The sequence below is a fragment of the uncultured Ralstonia sp. genome (genome assembly GCA_913056305.1).
Classification (GTDB): domain Bacteria; phylum Pseudomonadota; class Gammaproteobacteria; order Burkholderiales; family Burkholderiaceae; genus Ralstonia.
The window spans coordinates 23,656-44,492 of record CAJXMR010000019.1; the positions used below are offsets into that span (position 1 = coordinate 23,656).

21 protein-coding genes are annotated in these 20,837 nt (G+C 68.1%); 12 read left to right on the top strand and 9 right to left on the bottom strand.

Features of this window, described 5'->3' with window-relative positions; all coding sequences use genetic code 11:
* Positions 1-129 precede the first annotated feature (129 nt).
* Positions 130-1,215 (top strand): ionic transporter y4hA, encoded by a 1,086-nt coding sequence (locus tag QZ609_RS05550; RefSeq protein WP_295492068.1) that lies wholly within the window; start codon positions 130-132, stop codon positions 1,213-1,215.
* 61 nt (positions 1,216-1,276) lie between these two features.
* Here QZ609_RS05550 and QZ609_RS05555 read toward each other — a convergent pair whose 3' ends face one another.
* The 3 genes from QZ609_RS05555 to QZ609_RS05565 all read right to left on the bottom strand — a co-directional run bounded on the left by QZ609_RS05555 (position 1,277) and on the right by QZ609_RS05565 (position 3,919).
* Positions 1,277-1,693 (bottom strand): organic hydroperoxide resistance protein, encoded by a 417-nt coding sequence (locus tag QZ609_RS05555; RefSeq protein ID WP_295492070.1) that lies wholly within the window; start codon positions 1,691-1,693, stop codon positions 1,277-1,279.
* Positions 1,694-1,874: 181 nt separating this feature from the next.
* On the bottom strand, positions 1,875-3,182 hold the full coding sequence (locus QZ609_RS05560; protein WP_295492072.1) for a HAMP domain-containing sensor histidine kinase: 1,308 nt from the start codon (positions 3,180-3,182) through the stop codon (positions 1,875-1,877).
* Positions 3,179-3,919: a response regulator gene (locus QZ609_RS05565; RefSeq protein ID WP_295492074.1), complete on the bottom strand. Its 741-nt coding sequence runs from the start codon at positions 3,917-3,919 to the stop codon at positions 3,179-3,181. Before QZ609_RS05565 ends, QZ609_RS05560 begins: the two co-directional genes overlap by 4 nt.
* Positions 3,920-4,317: 398 nt before the next feature.
* Between QZ609_RS05565 and QZ609_RS05570 the strand changes: the two genes are divergently transcribed.
* From QZ609_RS05570 to QZ609_RS05580, 3 genes are all read left to right on the top strand, one after another.
* Positions 4,318-5,019, top strand: coding sequence for a cytochrome c biogenesis CcdA family protein (locus tag QZ609_RS05570; protein WP_295492076.1), 702 nt, complete (start codon positions 4,318-4,320; stop codon positions 5,017-5,019).
* 3 nt (positions 5,020-5,022) lie between these two features.
* Positions 5,023-5,541, top strand: a complete 519-nt coding sequence (locus QZ609_RS05575) for a thioredoxin family protein (RefSeq protein WP_295492078.1) — start codon at positions 5,023-5,025, stop codon at positions 5,539-5,541.
* A 167-nt stretch (positions 5,542-5,708) separates the two neighbouring features.
* Positions 5,709-6,173 carry a RidA family protein gene (locus QZ609_RS05580; protein WP_295492079.1) on the top strand — a complete coding sequence of 155 codons (465 nt, stop codon included), beginning with the start codon at positions 5,709-5,711 and terminating at the stop codon, positions 6,171-6,173.
* A gap of 53 nt (positions 6,174-6,226) precedes the next feature.
* Here the strand turns inward: QZ609_RS05580 and QZ609_RS05585 are convergent, their stop codons facing one another.
* Positions 6,227-7,618 (bottom strand): FAD-containing oxidoreductase, encoded by a 1,392-nt coding sequence (locus QZ609_RS05585; RefSeq protein ID WP_295492081.1) that lies wholly within the window; start codon positions 7,616-7,618, stop codon positions 6,227-6,229.
* A 177-nt stretch (positions 7,619-7,795) separates the two neighbouring features.
* On the opposite strand from QZ609_RS05585, the gene QZ609_RS05590 reads away from it, so the two are divergent.
* Both QZ609_RS05590 and QZ609_RS05595 read left to right on the top strand, forming a co-directional pair.
* Positions 7,796-8,554, top strand: a complete 759-nt coding sequence (locus QZ609_RS05590) for a 5'-methylthioadenosine/adenosylhomocysteine nucleosidase (RefSeq protein WP_295492083.1) — start codon at positions 7,796-7,798, stop codon at positions 8,552-8,554.
* A gap of 248 nt (positions 8,555-8,802) precedes the next feature.
* Entirely contained in the window at positions 8,803-9,093 is a 291-nt protein-coding gene (locus QZ609_RS05595) for a hypothetical protein (protein WP_295492085.1), read from the top strand.
* Here the strand turns inward: QZ609_RS05595 and QZ609_RS05600 are convergent.
* Positions 9,090-10,043, bottom strand: a complete 954-nt coding sequence (locus QZ609_RS05600) for a pyridoxal-phosphate dependent enzyme (RefSeq protein WP_295492087.1) — start codon at positions 10,041-10,043, stop codon at positions 9,090-9,092. The two genes, QZ609_RS05595 and QZ609_RS05600, sit on opposite strands and share 4 nt — an antisense overlap.
* A 123-nt stretch (positions 10,044-10,166) precedes the next feature.
* On the opposite strand from QZ609_RS05600, the gene QZ609_RS05605 reads away from it, so the two are divergent.
* The 3 genes from QZ609_RS05605 (at position 10,167) to QZ609_RS05615 (ending at position 13,911) form a co-directional block, all read left to right on the top strand.
* The gene (locus QZ609_RS05605; protein ID WP_295492089.1) at positions 10,167-11,072 is read left to right on the top strand and encodes a LysR family transcriptional regulator; all 906 of its coding nucleotides are present in this window, start codon (positions 10,167-10,169) and stop codon (positions 11,070-11,072) included.
* A gap of 465 nt (positions 11,073-11,537) precedes the next feature.
* Complete coding sequence (locus QZ609_RS05610) at positions 11,538-12,431, top strand: LysR family transcriptional regulator (protein WP_295492091.1); 894 nt, start codon at positions 11,538-11,540, stop codon at positions 12,429-12,431.
* 187 nt (positions 12,432-12,618) lie between these two features.
* On the top strand, positions 12,619-13,911 hold the full coding sequence (locus tag QZ609_RS05615) for a glycerate kinase (RefSeq protein ID WP_295492093.1): 1,293 nt from the start codon (positions 12,619-12,621) through the stop codon (positions 13,909-13,911).
* A gap of 1 nt (position 13,912) precedes the next feature.
* Here QZ609_RS05615 and QZ609_RS05620 read toward each other — a convergent pair whose 3' ends face one another.
* Positions 13,913-14,806: a LysR family transcriptional regulator gene (locus tag QZ609_RS05620; protein WP_295492095.1), complete on the bottom strand. Its 894-nt coding sequence runs from the start codon at positions 14,804-14,806 to the stop codon at positions 13,913-13,915.
* Between the two features lie 85 nt (positions 14,807-14,891).
* Between QZ609_RS05620 and QZ609_RS05625 the strand changes: the two genes are divergently transcribed.
* Positions 14,892-15,668: an NAD(P)H-dependent oxidoreductase gene (locus QZ609_RS05625; protein ID WP_295492098.1), complete on the top strand. Its 777-nt coding sequence runs from the start codon at positions 14,892-14,894 to the stop codon at positions 15,666-15,668.
* Positions 15,669-15,733: 65 nt separating this feature from the next.
* Positions 15,734-16,138: an SRPBCC domain-containing protein gene (locus QZ609_RS05630; protein WP_295492100.1), complete on the top strand. Its 405-nt coding sequence runs from the start codon at positions 15,734-15,736 to the stop codon at positions 16,136-16,138.
* A 25-nt stretch (positions 16,139-16,163) separates the two neighbouring features.
* Here QZ609_RS05630 and QZ609_RS05635 read toward each other — a convergent pair whose 3' ends face one another.
* Positions 16,164-16,691, bottom strand: a complete 528-nt coding sequence (locus QZ609_RS05635) for a BON domain-containing protein (protein WP_295492102.1) — start codon at positions 16,689-16,691, stop codon at positions 16,164-16,166.
* Positions 16,692-17,079: 388 nt separating this feature from the next.
* Here QZ609_RS05635 and QZ609_RS05640 point away from each other — a divergent pair, with 388 nt between their 5' ends.
* Entirely contained in the window at positions 17,080-19,353 is a 2,274-nt protein-coding gene (locus QZ609_RS05640; RefSeq protein ID WP_295492104.1) for an EAL domain-containing protein, read from the top strand.
* 21 nt (positions 19,354-19,374) lie between these two features.
* On the opposite strand, the gene QZ609_RS05645 is transcribed toward QZ609_RS05640, so the two are convergent.
* Both QZ609_RS05645 and QZ609_RS05650 read right to left on the bottom strand, forming a co-directional pair.
* Positions 19,375-19,881: a hypothetical protein gene (locus QZ609_RS05645; RefSeq protein WP_295492106.1), complete on the bottom strand. Its 507-nt coding sequence runs from the start codon at positions 19,879-19,881 to the stop codon at positions 19,375-19,377.
* Between the two features lie 132 nt (positions 19,882-20,013).
* On the bottom strand, positions 20,014-20,837 hold an 824-nt coding region (locus QZ609_RS05650), incomplete at its 5' end, for a LysR substrate-binding domain-containing protein (RefSeq protein ID WP_295492108.1).

Below are 20,837 nucleotides of genomic sequence, written 5' to 3' on the forward strand. Positions count from 1 at the left end.
GCCTTGATGTCTTGAAGCCGTCGCGGGGCCTGTGCCCCGCGCATGCTTTATATTCAGGCCACCCCTGCATCCACATCTGCCTCGCCTGCCGCTCTATGCGCGCGGCAAGGCGACAACAAGGAGAACCCCGTGGCCGTCACCTCCAACAAGCTGCCCCATTGGACGATTGCCGCCCCGTTGCTTGCGTGGGTGGTGCTGGTGGCCGGCACGGTGACCACGCGCCCCGGCTGGCTGATCGCGCTGATGGCGGTGGCGCTGGCCGGTGCCGTCTTCGCGGCTGTGCACCATGCCGAGGTGGTGGCGCACAAGGTGGGCGAGCCGTTCGGCACGCTGGTGCTGGCCATCGCCGTGACCGTCATCGAGGTGGCGCTGATCGTATCGGTCATGCTGTCGTCCGGGCCCGAGAAGGCGGGGCTGGCGCGCGACACCGTGTTTGCCGCGGTCATGATCATCTGCAATGGCATCGTCGGCGTGTGCCTGTTCGTGGGCGGCCTGCGCCATCGCGAGCAGGCCTTCCAGGCGCCGGGCGCGAATGCGGCCCTGGCGGTGCTGGCCGCGCTGGTGACGCTGACCATGGTGCTGCCGAACTACACCAGCTCTGCGCCCGGGCCCGTGTTCACCCCGTCGCAGCTCGGCTTTGCGGGCGTGACCTCGCTGGTGCTGTATGGCTGCTTCGTGATCGTGCAGACCATCCGCCATCGTGACTACTTCCTGGTCGAGGGCAGCGCCAGTGAGGACGTGCACGCGCCGCCGCCGCCGGCACGCGTGGCCATCGGCAGCGCCGTGCTGTTGATGGTGTGCCTGGTGGCCGTGGTGGGCTTGGCCAAGGTCCTGTCGCCCTCGGTGGAAGCGGCGCTGCTGGGCGCCGGCGCGCCGCTGGCGACGGTGGGTATCGTCATCGCCGCACTGGTGCTGCTGCCCGAAGGGCTTGCCGCCCTGCGCGCGGCCAATGCCGACCGCATCCAGACCAGCCTGAACCTGGCGCTGGGCTCGGCGCTGGCGAGCATCGGGCTGACCATCCCCACCGTGGCAGCAGTCTTCATCTGGATCGGCCGGCCGCTGGAGCTGGGGCTCGGGTCCAAGGAGACGGTCCTGCTCATCCTGACGCTGATCGTGTCGTCGCTCACGCTCGGCAAGGGCCGCACGACCATCCTGCAGGGCGTGGTGCATCTGGCGATCTTCGCGGCGTACCTGTTTCTTTCCGTGGTGCCCTGAAGCAAACAGGCCTGCACGCTTGCGCGGGCAGGCCTGTCTGCTGTTTGGCGCGGGGCCGGGCTCAGACCACGTTCAGCACGACGTTGATGTTGCCGCGGGTGGCCTTGGAGTACGGGCACAACTGGTGCGCATCGTCGACTAGGGCTTGCGCGAGTTCGCGGGCGACCCCCGGCAGGCTGACGTTCAGGCGGGCCTGCAGGAAGTAGGCGTCGCCCGTCGTGCCCAGGTCCACTTCCGCATCGACCGCCGCATCGCGCGGCAGCGCCATCTTCCTGGTGTGTGCCGCACGGCCCAGCGCCCCGATAAAGCAGGCCGACCAGCCCGCCGCAAACAACTGCTCCGGATTGGTCCCATTGCCCGCGCTGCCCGGCGGCGAGAGCTTGATGTCGAGCCGGCCGTCCGCGCTGCGCGCGGCGCCGTCGCGCCCGCCCGTGGTGTGGGTCTTGCCGGTGTACAGGATGTTTTCGATGTGCGTCATGGTGAGACTCGCTCAGGTGGTTGGATCGGTTGTCGCGCGGTGCGCATCGCGCCCGCCGCGCTACAACAGCATTTAAATCAACCGATGTATCTGGCCTGTAGCGATCGACGCCCCAAGTTGTGCGCCCACGTATCGGTGTCTGCGGCAGATACAGCCCGATACAAAGCAAGCCCGCGCACGCTCAGGCCGGCAGCGTGAGCGTGGCCTGCAGGCCGCCGCCCCGTCGGTTGGACAGGGCCAGATGCCCGCCCAGGGCCTGCGCCAGCTGCTGGGCAATCGCCAACCCGAGGCCGGTGCCGCCCGTGCCCCGATTGCGCGAGGTTTCGAGCCGGTAGAACGGCTGCATGACACGCTCCAGCTCCGCCTCGGGAATGCCGGGGCCGCGGTCCAGCACCGCGATGGCAAGGTCGCCGTCGGGCGCTCGGGACACCGCCACCTGCACATCGCCGCCAAACTTGATGGCGTTGTCGATCAGGTTGGTCAGGATGCGCCGCAGCGCCTGCGGCCGGGTCTGGAGCGGCGTACCAACCTTGCCTTCGATGGCGATCGCGGTGCCGCCGTCCTCGTAGTCGTGGGCCAGGCTGTCGAGCAGCGCATCGATATCCACGCGCGCGGGTGTCTCGGCGCTGCCGTGCAGCGTGCGCGCATAGGTGACGCCCTCGCGCACCAGATGCTCCATCGCGCGCAGGTCCTGCACCAGCTTCTCCTGCGTCTCCGATGGCTCCATCAGGTCCAGGCGCAGGCGCATGCGCGTGATGGGCGTCTGCAGGTCATGCGAGATGGCGGCCAGGATCTGCACGCGCTCGGCCAGGTAGCCGGCGATGCGCTGCTGCATGGCATTGAAGGCCGCTGCCGCATGCGCCACCTCCACCGGCCCTTGCTCGGAGAGGGTCGCTGCCTTGAGATCAGGCCCCAGGCTCTCCGCAGCCATGGCCAGTTGCTTGAGCGGGCGGGTGACCAGCCGCACGGCAAGCCAGGCGCAGCCGCCCAGCAGCAAGAGCTGCGCGCCCAGCAGTACTGGCAGCCAGCTCGACATCGCCGCGGGTGAGGGATGCACGTCGAGGGTGAGCGGGCTGCCGTCGCTCAGGCGCAGGTGGACCTGGTACTGGTTGCCGCCGCCGGGCACCGCGTTGGCGGTGACGTCATACCGGCCGTGCAAGGCGCGGGCGATGGTGGCGGCTGCGTCGCGGGACAGGGCGTCGCGCGGGGGCGTGTCGTTGCGGATGCCGTCGTCGAGCTGGTAGCGGTATGTACGCCGGCTCAGCCGACCGACCCAGGCTGCGCGCATCGTGGCGGGCATCATGTCGAGCATGGACACGGAGCTGGCCACGTCGGTGCCGAGATTGCCGAGCATCAACTGGTTAGCGGCATCGGAGCGTTCGTGCAGGACGAGGCTGAAGGCCAGCCCCTGCGCCAGCGCCAGCCCAACCACGAGGATCACCATCAGGCGCGCAAACAGCGTGCGCGGCCACAGCCGCACGGTACTCATGCGCGCGCCTCGCGAATCTCCACGGTGGCAGAGAACACGTAGCCGCCGTTGCGCACCGTCTTGATGTACTTGGGCTCGCGTGCATCGTCGCCCAGGCGCTGCCGCAGGCGGCTCACCATCAGGTCGATGGAGCGCTCGAACAGCTCGGCGTCGCGGCCTTGCGTGAGGTTGAGCAGCTGGTCTCGGTTGAGCACGCGCTGCGGGTGGTCGAGAAACACCCGCAGCAGCTTGTATTCCGCGCCGCTCAGCGCGACGACGACGTCATTCGCATCGAGCAGATGCCGGGCCGTCGTATCGAGCCGCCAGTCGCCGAAGGCCAGCACGGTGGCTGCCTCCGTGATCTGCAGATTGGGCGGCAGCATGCGCGCGCGCCGCAGCACGGAGCGGACGCGGGCCAGCAGCTCGCGCGCGGCAAACGGCTTGACGAGGTAGTCGTCCGCGCCCATCTCCAGGCCGAGAATGCGGTCGGCCTCTTCATTGCGCGCGGTCAGCATCAGGATCGGCAGGTTCTTGCGCGGGCCGGCGCGCAAGTCCCGGCACAGGGCGAGGCCGTCCTCGCCGGGCAGCATCAGGTCCAGCACGACCAGGTCGACCGAGCCCTTGTCGAGCGCCGCGCGCATCTCGCGCCCGTTCGATGCCAGCGTCACGCGCATCTCGTTGCGCTCCAGATAGGTCGCCACCAGTTCGCGGATCTCGCGGTCGTCGTCGACGATGAGGATGTGGTCAGGCTGGGTCATGGCGCGTGTTCAGTGGGGTCGGGGGGATGGACTCGTCACGGGCCCGGCTGGCGGGCGCGGGAAACACCCATCGGCAGGTGCCGGCACCGCGCAGCTCGCAGGTCAGCGCGGATAGTGCCATGGCAGCGAGGATCAGCAGGGGCCGCATTGTCGGTGTCCTTCATCGTGGTCGGTGACGGCATTGTGCGGTGGTTGCCGGGTGGCTTTGTATCGCTCTGTATCTGGCGCGGCCGCAAACAAGAAACATTGCACATGGGGCGGGTCCGGAAACAACACTGATACGCACCGGGCTTCAAATCACGCCATCGCATCCACCTGGAGAGGTTCACGATGGCCACCGTATCCCGCACATCTGCCGCGCACCTGCACGGCGGGCCCCTTGTTGACGGGGGGCGATCATGATCGACCTCGTTCTTGCAGCGTTGGCCGGCGTGCTGACGATCGCCTCGCCGTGCGTGCTCCCGGTGCTGCCCATGGTGCTCAGCGCCTCTACCGACGAGGCCAGCGCGCTGCGCCCGGTGGCGATTGTGCTGGGTTTCGTGGTGGCATTTTCCGCGCTGGGCGTTGCCTTTGGCGCGCTCTCCAGTTCGTTTGCCTGGGCGCATGACGCGGTCCGCAACCTCGCCATCCTGATCCTGTTCCTGTCTGGCCTCGCCCGCCTCTGGCCGAGCGGCTTCGAGCGGCTCATGGCGCCGTTCGGTGGCGTGGTCGACCGCTTTGCCGGTGTGGCGTCCCGGGCAGGCAACGGCCTGGCCGGCGGCTTCGTGCTCGGCATGACGCTCGGCGTGGTGTGGACCCCGTGCGCGGGCCCCACGCTCGCCGCCATCCTGGCCCTGGTGGCCAAGGCGCAGGACCTCGGCCGCGCAGGCGGGCTGCTCGCGCTGTTCTCGGCGGGCGCCGCCATTCCCTTGCTCGCCATCGCATATGGCGGGCGGTACGTGACCGCGCAAGTCCGCAAGGTCTCGCCGTACGCGCAGCGCGTGCAGCAGGTCTTCGGTGCAGCCGTCGCGGCCATTGCGGTTGCCATGTTCTTCCAGGTCGACGTGCTTGTCGTGGCACGGCTGGCCAGTGTCTTTCCCTCGATCAACCTAGGAGTCTGAATCATGCGCACCTCCCTTCGCGCCTGTGTCGCCGCCGCTGCGGTCTTTGCTGCCACCCTTGCCAATGCCGCGCCCACGCCGGGCGACACCGGCAAGGCCCCCGAGTTTGCTGGCATCGAGCAGTGGCTGAACTCGCCGCCGCTGACCCTCTCCGCCCTGCGCGGCAAGGTCGTCCTGGTCGATTTCTGGACCTACAGCTGCATCAACTGCGTCCGCACGCTGCCCTACGTCACCCAGTGGTACGAGAAGTACAAGGACAAGGGCCTCGTGGTCGTCGGCGTGCATACGCCCGAGTACCCGTTCGAGAAGTCCACCGCCAACGTGCAGGCGAGCCTGAAGCGGTTCGGCATCCGCTACCCGGTCGCCCAGGACAATGCGTACGCCACCTGGGACGCCTACAAGAACCAGTACTGGCCCGCGCTCTACCTGATCGACGCCAACGGCAAGATCGTCTACCAGCACTTCGGCGAAGGCCAGTACGCCGAGACGGAAGCGCAGATCCAGAAGCTGCTGCCGCGTTGACCCTGCACCTGACCCCACACCCCGCCCGATCCATCGTATGCGATGGATGGGCGGGCGACTTGTTACATGGTGGTCAGAATGCTGTTCCGCACGGTGGCTGGTTTCGCGAACGGCGCGCACCTAGAGTGGCTTCCATTCACCACCAACGCTTGATGCCAGGAGCCACCATGACCATCGAAGAACGCCTTGCAGCGCGCGGTCTCACGCTGCCCAATCCCCCGCAACCGCTCGGCAGCTACACCGCCGTCAGCCAGGCGGGCGACTTGCTGTTTGTGTCAGGGCAATTGCCGCTGGTCGACGGGAAGGTCGTCTGGCAGGGCCAGGTCGGCCGCGACCTGACGCTGGAGGAGGGCAAGCGAGCCGCCGAGCTGACGGCGCTCAACGTCCTCGCGCAGATCCGTGCGCATCTGGGCGGCTTCGAGCGCCTGGACCACATTGTTCGGCTGGAAGGGCACATCACTAGCGCGCCGGGCTGGCTGCAGCAGCCGGCGGTGCTGGACGGTGCATCGGATCTCTTTGCGGAAGTGCTGGCCGAGAAGGCCGGTCATGCGCGCGCGGCGTATTCGCAGTTCCAGCAGCCGGGCAATGCGGCGGTCATCCTGGTCGTGATCGCGCAGATCAAGCCGGCCTGATCGACCGGATCGGCTTGACGTCGGGCAGGCATGCATCGCGATGCCTCCCGTCGTCACTCCACCGGCCGCATCTCCTGCAGCAGTGTCGGCACCAGCTCCGACACGGTCGGGTGGATATGCATGGCGCGGCTGATCGTGGTGTACGGTGCCTTGGCATACATCACGTCGAGCAGCGAATGTACGACCTCGTCACCGGTCACGCCCAGGATCATGGCACCCAGGATCTCGTGCGTCTGCGCGTCGACGATCACCCGCATGAAGCCCTGGCTCTCGCCTTTCTCCACGGCGCGCCCGACGCGCGTCATCGGGCGGGTGCCCACCAGCAGCTTGCGCCCGGATTGCTTGGCCTCGGTGAACGACATGCCCACACGGGCCAGCGGCGGGTCGATGTACATCGCATACGCCTGGATGCGGTCCGACACCTTGCGCGGGTCATCGTCAAGCAGGTTGGCCGCCACGATCTCGAAGTCGTTGTACGACGTGTGGGTGAACGCGCCGCGGCCGTTGCAATCGCCGATGGCCCAGATGCCGGGGACATTGGTGCGCAGTTGCTCATCGACCTTGATATAGCCGCGCGCGTCGGTCTCGACCCCGGCCTTGTCCAGGCCGAGATCGTCGGTGTTGGGCACGCGCCCGACCGCCAGCAGCAGGTGCGAGCCTGAGACTTCGCGCGCGCCACCGGTGCAATCCAGCCCGACCACCACGTTGGCTCCGTTGCGCCTTGTGCTCAGGCAGTTGGCGCCCAGTTGGACGTCGATGCCCTCCGCCTCCAGGATCTCGCGCACCGCTTGCGAGACGTCCTCGTCTTCGCGTGCGATCAGGCGCGGGCCTTTCTCCACGATCGTCACGCGCGAGCCAAAGCGTCGGTACATCTGGCCGAACTCGAGCCCGACGTAGCTGCCGCCGACGACGATCAGGTGTTCGGGCAGCGTGTCGACGTCCATCATGGTGGAGTTGGTCAGGTAGGGCACCTGGTCCAGCCCGGGCATGGGCGGCACCAGCGCGCGCCCGCCGGCGTTGATATAGAGGCTGTCCGCCTCCAGCAGTACGCTGGTTCCACCCATGCCGACGCGAACGGCATGCGGGCTCTCGAAGCGCGCATGGCCCTGGATGACCGTGCAATGTTCCAGCCCGCGCATCCACTGTTCCACGCCACGGGCGGAGCGCCCGGCAATCTCGTCCTTGCGCGCCTTGACCTGCTGCATGTCCACCGAGACCGGCCCCCCGATCACCACGCCATATTCAGCGGCGCGTTGCGCCAGCCGCGCCGCATAGGCGCTGGCGACCAGCGTCTTGGTGGGGATGCAGCCGGTGTTCACGCAGGTGCCGCCAAAGCGCCCCCGCTCGATGATGGCGACCTTCATGCCCGCGCCGGATAGTCGCGCGGCCAGCGGCGGGCCCGATTGCCCGGTGCCGATGATGATGGCGTCGAAGCGTTGCGTCATGGCGCTCTCCTTCGTGGCGGCTGCAATCCGTTGCCGAGGTATGGTAGACCGTCGGCCCGCTGAAGAGAAATGCGGTTGGCTGCCAGGGCCGAGACGCCCTGGTCCGGTTCTGTGAAAATGGCGGCCCGGCAGCACGCCGGTCAACCGTCTCCTGATCTCACCTCACATCCCGCCCCCATGGAAGCACGCCCCATCGGCATCGTTGCCGCATTGCACGAAGAACTCAGCGAATTGCTGGCGCTCATGCCCAGCGGGCAGCAGGTGCGCATTGGCAGCCGAGAATTCTGGACGGGGGAGTTGGACGGGCACCCCGTGGTGGTCGTGCTCTCGCGCGTCGGCAAGGTGGCCGCCGCAGCCACCACGGCCGTGTTGGCGGCCCATTTCGGGGTGCGGGCGGTCGTCTTTACCGGCGTGGCGGGTGCACTGGCGCCCGGCGTCGCCATTGGCGATGTGGTGATCTCGACGGAGTTGCTGCAGCACGATGTCGACGCTTCGCCGCTGTTCCCCCGCTGGGAGATTCCGCTGACCGGCATGGCGCGCTTCCCGGCGGATGCCGCCTTGGTCGAAGGCCTGATCGAGAGTGCCGCAGCGGTGCTGGCCGACCCGCGCGCCCTCCTGGGCGAGCCGGTCATGCAGGCGTTTGGGATCGCGTCGCCCAAGGTGGTCACCGGCCTCATCACCAGCGGCGACCGGTTCGTGGCGACCGCCGCAGAGAGCCACGTCCTGCGCGAGGCGCTGCCCGATGCGCTGGCCGTGGAGATGGAGGGCGCGGCGGTGGCGCAGGTCTGCCACGAGTGGGGCATCCCCTTCGCGGCCATTCGCACCATCTCCGACCGGGCGGACGATGATGCGCACGTGGATTTCGCGCGCTTCGTGGCAGAGGTCGGCTCGCGCTACAGCGCGGCGATCGTGCGGCGGTGGCTGGCCGGTCAGTAGTCTCGTCGCCCACCGCGCTTCGGCTTTCGGCTGTTTGCGCAGGCCGTGCGCGATCGGGCCGCGCGCCATACGACCCAGCCGCGCGGCAAGCCGTGACGCGCTGGGCGTCAGGCCGGCATCCGATCCGTGTCGACGGACATGACTTCCGGCCCATTTGAGCGCGGGGTGGTGGCCGCTACGGTGGCAATGCATGCAATGGCGCATGCCTGGTGCGCACCGCGCAACCAGCCACCCCATGGAGATGCACGATGCCACTCGTCAATGAAGTCGCAGGCAAGCCGTCGAAGGCCAAGGATTCGACCGTCAGCCAGTACCACCAGCAGAAGCAGAAGGGCATGAGCTACTGGGTCGGCCAGCGTGCGCTGGATGACCGCAGCAACCCCGACGTCTACGTGCTGGGCGGCCACCTCGTCGTGCGCCTGAACAACGTGGACGACGACCACGACGCGGACACGCTGGCGGGCCCGGACAACTACATCCTCAAGTCCAAGGACACGCACTACTACGGCGTGGTCGTGCCGGGGCCGCTCGACGCTTAGTCGCCGTGCCGTGTGGCTTGCGCGACGGCGGGCCCGCTCCCGTCGCGCAGGGCCCGCAACTGATCGACCGACACCGTTGCCCCGCCGCACACGATCACGGCAATGTCGTCCACGTGCTCGAACACCGCGTGGCCGCGATCGAGCACGGCCAGGGCGGCACCGCAGGCCGGCTCGACCAGCACGCGCTGCGCGTCGAGAAACGCCAGCGCCGCGGCAACGGCTTCTGCGTCGGACACCACCACGTTGTGGATCGCGTGCCGGCTCGTCCAGGCGAGCGCGCCATCGCAGGGCCGCTTCGCCCCCAGCGATGTGGCCACGCTGGTGATGGCGGGCAGCTCCACCGGCTTGCCCTGCGCCACCGACAGCGCGTAGCACTCCGCCCCCACCGTCTCCGCCGCGATGACAGGCACGTCGGACCACCCGTTGCGGTGCAGCCCCTCCAGCACGCCGCACAGCAGCCCGCCCCCGCCCACGGCCACGACGACGGCGCCCGGCTTGGGGCCGGTGGCGGCCATCTCGTCGATCATGCTGGCGTGGCCGTGCCACAGGAGTGGATCGTCGAAGGGATGCACGAAGGCATCGCGCGGGCCGGTCAGGGAGCGCGCCAGGTCGTTCGCGTCTGCCCACGCGGCGCCGTGCACGACCAGCTCCGCGCCTTCCTGCCGGATCAGCTCACGTGCGCGCTCGGATGTGCTCTCGGGCACCACCACCAGCGCGGGTATGCCCAGCGCGCGAGCGCAATACGCCACCGCAATCCCCGCATTGCCGCCCGACGACGACACGAACCGCTGCGCGCCGGCAGCACGCTGCGCCTCGCACACCGCACCGATGCCGCGCAGCTTGAAGGAGCCGGAGGGCTGCGCGGCCTCCATCTTGAGCCAGACGCGCTTGCCCAGGCGGTGCGAATACAACTGGGACTGGATGTACGGGGTCGGGATATGCAGCGGCATGGATCGAAGCGAAAGACCGAGAAGGAACGCACGATCCTATGCAATGGACGGTATGCGCACAAATACTATCGGCGTCGCTTTGCTATGCTTATCAGGTATGCATCAAGCGGGAGGGGGAGGGCGATGCGCACTGTGGAAATGCGCCACCTGCGCTACTTCGTGGCGGTGGCGGAAGCCGGCAGCGTGATGGCCGGCGCACGGACGGTCGGGATCGTGCAGCCTGCGCTGTCACGGCAGATTCGCGAGCTGGAGGCGGCCATCGGCACGCCGCTGCTGGTGCGCAAGACCAAGGGCGTGGAGCTGACCCCGGCCGGGCAGAGCTTTCTGCGCGATGCGAAGCAACTGCTGGCGGACCTGCAAGGCAGCCGCGAGCGCGCCCTGCGCAGCGCGGCGGGGCAGCTTGGCGAGCTGCGCCTGGGCGCGCTGCCCAACTACCTTCCGCTGCCGGTGGTCACGCAGGTGCTCAAGGCATTCCGCGCGGCATGCCCGGAGGTGAAGGTGTCGGTCGAGCCGATGCTCTCTGCCGAACAGGTGACGGCCATCGCGCGCGGACAACTCGACGGCGGCATCATGGCCTGGCGCGACGAGGCGGCACCGCAACTGTCCGGCATTGCGCTGCTCAGCGACCGGTTCGTGCTGGCCATGCCGGCAGCAGCGGGCAGCCGGCGCAAGCCACCCGCCGCGCTGGCAGAGCTGGCCGATCAGCCCTTCGTCTGGTTCGACCCCGAGCGCTCCGCTGCGCACCATCGCTTCCTGATGGCGCAGTGCGAGCGCGCCGGCTTCACGCCTCGCGTTACGCAGATCGGCGCCGACATCCCGACCGTGATCGGGCTTGTCTCTGCCGGCATGGGGTGCGCATTTGTGCCGGAGAGCCTGTCGGTGGTGTGCCCGCCCACCGTCCGCCTAGTGCCGCTGGATGAGGTGGCCGAACGGTTCAACGTGGACTTTGCGTTTGATGGGGCGTCGCAGCCGCCCGTCGTGGCGCGCTTTGTGCAAGCGCTGGAGGCAGTGACAGGCGGGCGAGCATAGGCAGGCGCGTTGCTTCCCGCAGCACGTCCCGCGTCAGCCGTGCGCAATCGGTCGCGCAGCGTGGGCCGGGCGGTGGCTCGGTGTCGCAACGCGAAAGGCCGATGAAAGCCAGGCTGCCGTAAAGTGCATCCACTGCGCGGTGACGGTCTCTGCCCGCGCAGCGGAATCCTTGATGAACGGGATCGGTCGGGTGAAATCTGAACGGTAGGTCCACAGCCGTACGCAGCAAGCGGCTGGTCGTAACACTTGGTGGACGCAACGGGCACCAGCCGGCCCATGCTCTTCGTCAACCATGTCTCCTCTCTCCATTTTCAGCCCGCTGCCTCGCGGGCTTTTTTCTTTCCCAGCCACGGCAGCACCTGCGGCCCCTGCGACCATCCGGGCCCTCGCGGCATACTATCGGCTTGGCAAGCTGGTGCCGCTTCGGCACTTCGCCACACGACGCCGCTGCCTGCGCCCCTGCACATGGAACTCTATCAACTCAAGGCGGTACTCGCCGTTGCTCGCACCGGCCAGCTCGGTCGCGCGGGCGAGCAGCTGCATCTCACGCAGTCCGCCATCTCCAAGCAGATCAAGAGCCTGGAGGATGAACTGGGCGTGCTGCTGTTCGACCGCACCCCCACCGGCATGACCGTCACGGCGGCGGGCCGGCGCCTGCTGCCCATCGCGGGGCGCGTGGTGGATGGGGCGCAGGAGATGGCCGCGCTGGCGGCGTCCCTGCGCGGCAACATCACTGGCGTGCTGCGCCTGGGGACGATCATCGATCCGGAGTCGCTGCGCCTGGGGCCGTTGCTGGCCGCGTTGCTCAAGTTCTATCCGCACATCGACGTGACGCTGGCTCATGGCATTTCGGGCAGTGTCCTGCAGATGCTGCGCGACGCTCAGGTGGAGGCGTGCTTCTACCTCGGCACGGTGCGCGACCCCGAGATCATGGTCCACCCGCTCGCAGTCGAACACTACGTGGTGGTCGCGCCCGTCGCCTGGGCGGCGCGGCTGCGTACGGCCACCTTGCAGGAGCTCTCTGCGATGCCATGGTTGGCGACGCCCGCCGGCAGCTCGCAGCACGGCATGGTCGCGCAGATGTTTGCCGAGCGCGGGCTGTCCTACAGCACCGTGGTCGAGGCCGACCAGGAAGCGTCGATGATCGAGCTGGTGCAGTCCGGTGTGGCGCTGGGCCTGATGCGCGAGCGCCTGGCCGCCGGCATGGTGCAGAGCGGGCAGGCCGTCATCTGGGACGGCGCGCGCCTGCCGTGCCCGCTGTGCCTGCTGCACCGGCGCGCCAGTGCGGAGGAGCCGATGGTCCAGGCACTGCTGGCGACCGTGCCGATGGTCTGGCCGCCGGAGGCGGACGCTGCCTGAGGCGCGCCGGTCGCGCCGCAGGGTTGGGGGATCGTCGGCAAAGCCTCGTCGCACCAGGGGTTTCCCGTGCGGCCAGGCGGCCTTGAGGATTTGCCAATAGGCGCGTCGCACCTTCGTGCGTAGACTGCAACCGGGCCGCATGTCACCCGGCGCGGCTTAGATTCGCTCACATCATCCGAGGCAGTCCATGCATTCCAAGCCCCACGCCAACCAGCGCGCGCTGCTGCGCGCCATGTTCGACGCCGCGGTTGCTTCCGCCCAGCCGGCGCGCTGCCTCGCACCGCATCTGCCGCAGCCGCCCAAGGGGCGCACCATCGTCATTGGGGCCGGCAAGGCATCGGCAGCGATGGCGCAGGCACTGGAAGCCCACTGGACCGCGCCGCTCGAAGGGCTGGTCATCACGCGCTACGGCTATGCGGTGCCATGCGAGCACGTCGAGATTGTCGAAGCCGCGCACCCGGTGCCGGACGAAGCGGGCCTGCACGCCACCGCGCGTATCCGCGAGCTGGTGTCGGGGCTGACGGCGGACGATCTGGTCATCGCCCTGATCTCTGGCGGCGGCTCGTCGCTGATGGTGGCGCCGGGCGAGGGCATCACGCTGGCCGACAAGCAGGCCGTGAATGGCGCGCTGCTCCACAGCGGCGCCAGCATCTCGGAGATGAACTGCGTGCGGCGTCATCTCTCGCAGGTCAAGGGCGGCCGGCTGGCCGCGGCGTGCTATCCGGCGCGCGTGCTGACGCTGCTGATTTCCGACGTGCCCGGCGACAACGCGGTCGACATCGCGTCCGGCCCCACCGTGGCCGACCCGACCACGCGCGCGGATGCGCTCGCCATTCTCGACCGCTACCGGATCGCCGTGCCCGACAGCGTGCGGGCCTTCCTGCAGCGTGACGAGGCCGAGAGCATCAAGCCCGGCGATGCCCGCCTGCAGAACACGGAGACGCGCTTCATCACCACGCCGCAAGTCGCGCTCGAGGCCGCCGCCAAGGTGGCGGAAGCCGCCGGCTACACGCCGTACATCCTCGGCGACAGCCTGGAAGGCGAGGCGCGTGACCTGGGTCGTGCCATGGCCGGCATGACGCGGCAGGTGGCGGTGCGCGGGCAGCCGTTCAAGGCGCCGTGCGTGCTGCTCTCAGGCGGCGAGACGACCGTCACCGTGCGGGGCAGCGGCCGGGGCGGGCGCAACGTGGAGTTCCTGCTGTCGCTCGCGGTTGCGCTCGACGGCTTGCCCGGCGTGTACGCCATTGCCGGCGACACGGATGGCGTCGACGGGGCCGAGGAGATTGCGGGCGCGTGCATCACGCCGGACACGCTCGCGCGTGCCTGGGCGCTCGGCATCCCGCCGCGCAAGTCGCTGGACAACAACGATGGCCACGGCTTCTTCCAGGCGCTGGGCGATTCGGTCATCACCGGCCCGACGCTGACCAACGTCAACGATTTTCGCGCCATCGTCATCGACGCTCAGGAGGCGGGCGCGTGATTCACACCGCGCCCGCAATCGCCTCCCGCAACCACTGGTGTGCCGGGTCACGATGCACGCGCTCGTGCCACAGCATCGACATCTCGTAGCCGGGCACTTCCACCGGCGGCGCGACCATCTGTAGCGCGCTGGCACCGCGTACCAGACGCTCCGGCAGCATCGCCACGAGGTCGGTGCTGGCGACAGCCGTCATCACAAACAGGAAGTGCGGCACCGACAGCACCACCCGGCGCGTCAGGCCGGCGGCCTGGAGCGCTTCATCGGTGACGCCGAAGAAGCCCCCGCCGTCTGGCGAGGTGATCACGTGATCGAGCGCGCAGAACTGCGCCTGCGTCGGCCGCCGTTTCAGGCGCGGGTGCCCGATGCGGCCCACCAGCACGTACCGCTCCGTAAAGAGCGCGCGGCGGCGCAGGCCGGGCGGTGCGCCTTCCGTGGTGTGGAAGGCGAGGTCGATCTCGCCCTGTTCCGCCTGCCGGGCGATGCGCGGCGGCACCAGCTCCAGCACGGCCAGCCGGGTGCCTGGTGCAGCGGTGCGCAGGCGGTTCAACGCAGGTAGCACGATGGTCGACTCGCCGTAGTCGGTGGCGGCCACGCGCCAGGTGTCGGTGGCCTGGGCCGGGTCGAACGGGCTGGCGGGGGCGACCGCCTGCTCCAGTGCTTCGAGCGCCTGCCGCAACGGCTCGCGCAGCGCCTCGGCCCGTGCGGTCGGGCGCATGCCGCGCGGGCCGGGCAGCAGCAGTGGGTCGCCAAAAATGTCGCGCAGCTTGGCCAGCTGCACGCTGATGGAGGGTTGCGAGTAGTTCAGCCGCTGCGCCGCGCGCGTGACGTTGTGCTCGGCGAGCAGCACATCCAGCGTGACCAGCAGGTTGAGGTCCAGCCGCCTGAGATTATTCATGGCAATACCTGTAATATGGAGAATTCATTTTCAATATACCTGGCGCGGCCCCATTCTGAAGCCATCCCGCTACGGAGTGACCGCCATGAATGTCCTGATTGTCTATGCCCACCCTGAACCCACCTCGCTAAACGGCGCGCTCAAGGACTTTGCCGTCCAGCGCCTGGAAGCCGCCGGCCACACGGTCCAGGTCTCCGACCTGTATGCCATGCAGTGGAAAGCCACGCTCGATGCCGACGACAGCACGGTTGCGCCGGTGGGCACGCACTTCCACCCGTCGCTTGATTCCAAACATGCCTTCGAGCATGGCCTGCAGAGCGACGACATCGCCCGCGAGCAGGACAAGCTGCGCTGGGCCGATGCCGTCATCTTCCAGTTTCCGCTGTGGTGGTTCTCGATGCCGGCCATCCTCAAGGGCTGGGTGGAGCGTGTCTACGCCTACGGTTTCGCCTATGGCGTGGGCGAGCACTCCGACACCCACTGGGGCGACCGCTACGGCGAAGGGTCCCTCGCCGGCAAGCGCGCCATGCTGGTTGTCACCACGGGCGGCTGGGCATCGCACTACAGCGCGCGCGGCATCAATGGCCCGATCGACGACCTCCTGTTCCCGATCCAGCACGGCATCCTGTACTACCCCGGCTTCGACGTGGTGCCGCCGTTCGTGATCTACCGCACGGGCCGCATGGACGACGCCCGCTTTGCACAGACGCGCGAGGCGCTCGGCCAGCGGCTGGACACGCTGTTCACCGCGGCGCCGATCCCGTTTCGCCAGCAGAACGCCGGTGCGTACGAAATTCCGGCGCTGACCTTGCGCGCGGACATCGCGCCGGATGCATCCGGCTTTGCGGCGCACGTCGCGTAGGGACACGGTGCATCTGGCTGCTGGTGTACAGTCCCGCCGACCGCATTGGCCGCAACGGACACGACATGACAGCCCCCGGCACCATCCAGCTCACCCGAACCCTTTCGCACCCGCCTGCCAAGGTGTGGGCTGCCCTGACCGACCCGGCAACCCACGCCCGCTGGTGGGCCGCCGGAGACATCCGCGCCGCCGTGGGGCACCGCTTCACGCTGGACATGGGGCAATGGGGCCAGCAGCCGTGCGAAGTGCTGGCGGTCGACGCGGAACGGCGCCTGTCGTTCGCCTTCGCGCCCGGCACATTGAATACCACCATCACCTGGCGCCTTGCTCCCGAGGGGGAGGGCACCCACCTCACGCTCGAGCACGCGGGGTTTGACCTTGATGCGCCAATGGGCAGCGCTGCCTTCCACGGCATGGGCAAGGGCTGGCCGATGGTGATCGATCGGCTTGAGGCGGTGCTGGCGGGCTGAGGGTGGAAGGCATCGCGAGCGCGCCTTACTTCTTCGGCGGGTTGTAGCGCTCGTAGGGTACGCCGCGCTCCGGGTGTGCCGTCGTCTCGTCGACCACACGTTCGACGTCGGGCACCTCTCGTAGCGCCTCAATGAACGGCGCTACCGCCACGCCCGGCGCCACGCAGCCCTGCACCAGCATCCACCGCTGCCATACCGTCACCCACAGCGTGCTCTGCCGCCATTCGGGCATGTGGATCGACAGATACTGCAGCCGGCGGCGCGCGCTGTCGGCAATCTCATCGTCGTAGGCAAAGGCATTCGGCAGGCGGCAGCGGCCTTCCACCCAGCAGTGGTTGCCATGCTCGATGCGGTGGTGCGACTCGCGCTTCCACTCGGCCTCGCTCACGCGGGGGCCGGCGGGCTCCGGGCAGTCGGGGATCGCCGAGGAGATCTGGAAAAACGGATCGTGGCCGCGGTTCTGCAGGTCAGAGGTGTCGCTGGCGGCGTGGGCGCCGGGCACCAGCAGAAGCAACGACAGCGCAAACGCGATGCGGCGAGGGTGGAGCGTCATGGGATGTCTCCTGGGCGCTGTCTGGGGTCCGGGGTGGGGCCTATCGTACTGCCATCCTGGTCTCGCCAGCGTTCCGGTTGCCATCGTTTGCGCGCGGCGCCAGCGCGCCAATAAGACGTCCGGCGCAATAACCGCTCGCGATCCCGCGGGCAATTGTCAAAAGTGACGCATACGCGCTGAAATTTGACCTTCAGGAAACGTAAATTCTGGCGATAGAGATCATGGAAGCGAGCCACCCCACGGGTGACGTGCCTGTGGCGAGGTTGCGCTTCCCATCGCAATCCTCATCCAATGCCAACCCGGCAGACGAATCCCAACCCGAGCGCCCCTCTGGTAACAGGACCCCCCAATCATGGTGAGAAAGATTGCGAACCGGGTCGCTCAATTCATGGGTGTGCCACGCGACAACCCGGAGCTGCTCAAGGCGCAATATCACGCCCTGTCGCGCCAGTTGCCGATGATGTATTTCATCCTCATCACCAGCAGCTGGGCGGTGGCCATGGCCTTCTTGTGGCACGCGCCTGCCTGGCTCACGGTGGGGATACCGGCCGCGCTGACGCTCGGCTGCGCGATTCGCGTGGTCCACTGGTGGCGATCCCGCCGCATCGAGCCGACTCCCGAGTTCGCCCACCGCGTGCTCACGCGCACCAATCGCCTGGCCAGCGTCATTGCCATCGCGTTCACGTCGTGGTCGCTGATGCTGTTCGAATACGGCGACGCCTATACGCGCTCCTACCTGGCCTTCTACATGGCCATTACCGTGATCGCCTGCATCTTCTGCCTGATGCATCTGCGCTCGGCCGCCGTCATGGTCACGGTCATCGTCAACGGGGCGTTCATCGTGTTCTTTGCGGGGACGGGGCAGCCGACCTTCGTCGCCATCGCCGTCAACATGGCGCTGGTCTCGTTTGGCCTGCTGGTCATCCTGATGATCAGCTACCGCACCTTCACCTCCATGGTGAACGCGCAGACCGAGGCGCGGCGCCGGGAGCAGGAGCAGAGCCGCCTGCTGCGCATGATCGACGACATGCCGGTTGCGGTCATGACCGTGGAGCCGGACAGCCTGATCGTCAACTACGCCAACACCACGTCCAAGCGGCTGGTTGACAAGATTGCGCACCTGTTGCCGATCACTGCGGATACGCTGCTCGGCACCTGCATCGACGTCTTCCACAAGATGCCAGGGCACCAGCGCCGGTTGCTCTCCGACCCGGCCAACCTGCCGCACAACGCGCGCATCACCTTGGGGTCGGAAGTGCTGGACCTCCAGGTGTCGGCGGTCAGGGGGGATGACGGCAGCTACCTCGGGCCCATGCTGACCTGGGCGCTCGTCACCAAGGAGGTGGAAGCCGAGAACCGCATCCGCCAGCTTGCGCATTACGACACGCTCACCGGCCTGGCCAATCGCATGACCTTTCGCGAGCAGCTGGAGACCAGTCTCGCGCAGGCAGGCATGCACCACGGGCTGCTGTACATCGATCTCGACGGCTTCAAGCTCGTCAACGACACCCGTGGCCATCACGTTGGGGATACCTTGCTCGAGCTGGTGGCGGACCGGCTGCGCGCCGTATGCGATGGGCCTGGCGTCTCCATCGGGCGGCTCGGCGGCGATGAGTTTGCCATCCTCCTGCCGCACAGCGATGCGGAGGAGGCGCAAGCGCTCGCCATGACCCTCATCGGCGCGCTGAGCGCACCGTATCGCCTCGAGGCCGATCAGAACGTGCGGATCAGCGCATCGATTGGCGTCGCGCTCGCGCCCATCCACGGGCACGACGCGGAAACCCTGCTCACGCGCGCCGACATCGCCCTCTACGTGGCCAAGGCCGCCGGCAAGGGCGTCTCGCGCGTGTTCTCGATAGACATGGAGCGGCGCGTGCAGGAGCGCGCGCGCCTGGAAGCGAAACTGCGCACCGCCCTGGAAAACCAGGACGGCATGTTCGTGTTCTACCAGCCGATCGTCGACGTCGAGACCGGCAAGGTCACGGCGCGCGAGGCATTGGTGCGCTGGCACCATGCGCAGCGGGGCTGGGTCGCTCCGGTGGAGTTCGTGCCCATTGCCGAGCAAAGCGGCCTGATTGATCTGCTGGGCGAATTCGTGCTGCGGCGCGCTTGCCTTGAGGCGGCCGGATGGCAGGACAGCGCGCGCGTTGCCGTCAACATCTCGCCCATGCAGCTCGGCAAGGGCACGCTCGCGAAGGTCGTGCTCGCGGCGCTGCTCGAATCCGGCCTCCCGCCCGACCGGCTTGAAATCGAGGTTACGGAGACCGCCCTCATCAACAACGAGGAAGAGAGCTTCGAAGACTTGCGCCGGCTCTACGACATGGGCGTGCGCGTGGCCCTCGACGATTTCGGCACCGGCTACTCATCGCTTGCGCATCTGCGCGCCTTCCCGTTCGACAAGATCAAGATCGACCGGTCGTTCATCACGGACATTGCGGATCGGCCGGACTGCGCGGTGCTCGTGCACGCGATTGCCGATCTCGGCAAGCGCCTGGGCGTCACCACCGTGGCCGAAGGCGTCGAGACGCAGGCGCATGTCCGGTGGATTCGCGAGGCGGGATGCAGTGAAGCCCAGGGGTATTTCTATGGCCGGCCCGTGCCAACCGCAGACGACGCCCCGCTCGTGAACGCGCTGGATCGGGTGCAGAACGCGGCGGCGTGATGTGGCGGCCTGAGCCGGCATTCAGCGGATACGCAACCCGACGCTTGCAGCGTCCCGCAACGCCGCCGCATCCAGCGCAAACGGTGCCACCGGCTGACTGACCGGCAGCGCAAACCAGTGCGGCACCGGCTGCTCGCAGGCAAACTCGATCGCCTTGCGGTGCGAAACATCCCGGCCGACGGCGCTGGCGCCAAGCGCTTGCCATAGCGCGTCGAAGCGCTCGGACACATCGCCCAGCCGGTCGATCCTGAACGCCCCGACGGAGCGCCAGGCATTGACGGCGCCCACCTCGGCAAATGCCACCTCACGCCCCAGCGCGCCGAGCCCAAGGCGGCGGGTCAGGTCGGCAAAGAACGCTGCGCCATCCACCGCATGGCCCAAGGCGATTGCGCAGGCCGCGGCCAGCCGCGCCGTCTCCTGCGGGGTGCCACGCAGGCGCACGCCGAAGAACGCGCTGCCGAAGAACGCCTCGAACGCCACCTCCGTGGCACCGGCGAGATACGCGTGGATGCGTTCGGGCGTTGGCACGGCAGAGGCGGGAAAGGACCATGCGGCCTCCCACTGGCCGTCCTTTGCGAATTGCCCAAGGTCCGGCCGCGGCCTGAATGCGGGGTGGTCAATCATGGTGGCTGTGGTGTTGGTGTTGTGGGTTGCGGCCCCTCAACGCAGCGGTGGCTCGAACCGCCCCACCAGAAAGTCCACGAACAGCCGGATGCGCGAAGACAACTGGTGCCGGTGGTGATAGACCGCGTAGATGTCCGCCTCTGGCGTGGCGTACTGCGGCAGCACCTGCACCAGCCGGCCGCTTTTGAGGTAGCGGTCGATGTCCCATTCCGCTCGCATGACGATGCCGTGGCCCTCCAGCGCCCAGCTGACGGCGATCTCGCCATCGTTGGTGGTCAGGTTGCCGCGCACGTGCACGGGCTCCGTACGGCGCTTGGCGCCCTTGCCCGAGGTCAGCCGCCACACGCCATAGGCGTCGCTGCCCTGGCGGATGCCGATGCAGTTGTGGCGGGCCAGATCGGCGGGCGTCAGGGGCGTGCCGTGCTGCCGCAGGTAGCCGGGCGATGCGCACAGCAGCCGGCGGTTGGGCGCCACCTTGCGGGCGATGATGCGCGCGTCCGGCGGTTCGCCAAAGCGCACGCACACATCAAACAGGTCTTCGTTCAAGGGCGGCGGGTCGGCCGAGAGCTGCAGCTGCACGTCCACATCGGGATACGCCTTCACATATTCCGAGATGGCCGGGGCGATGTGCATGCGCCCGAAGCCGAGCGTGGCATTCACGCGCAGCAGGCCGCTCGGGCGCCCTTTGGCCTGCGTGAGCAACTGGTCCAGATCGTCGATCTCGCCCAGGATGCGGCGGGCGCGTTCCAGGAAGACCTCGCCTTCGGGCGTCAGGCTCATGCGCCGGGTGGTGCGCGTGAGCAGCGGCATGCCGATGCGCGCTTCCATCTGCGCCAGGCGCTTGCTGACCGCGGGCGTGG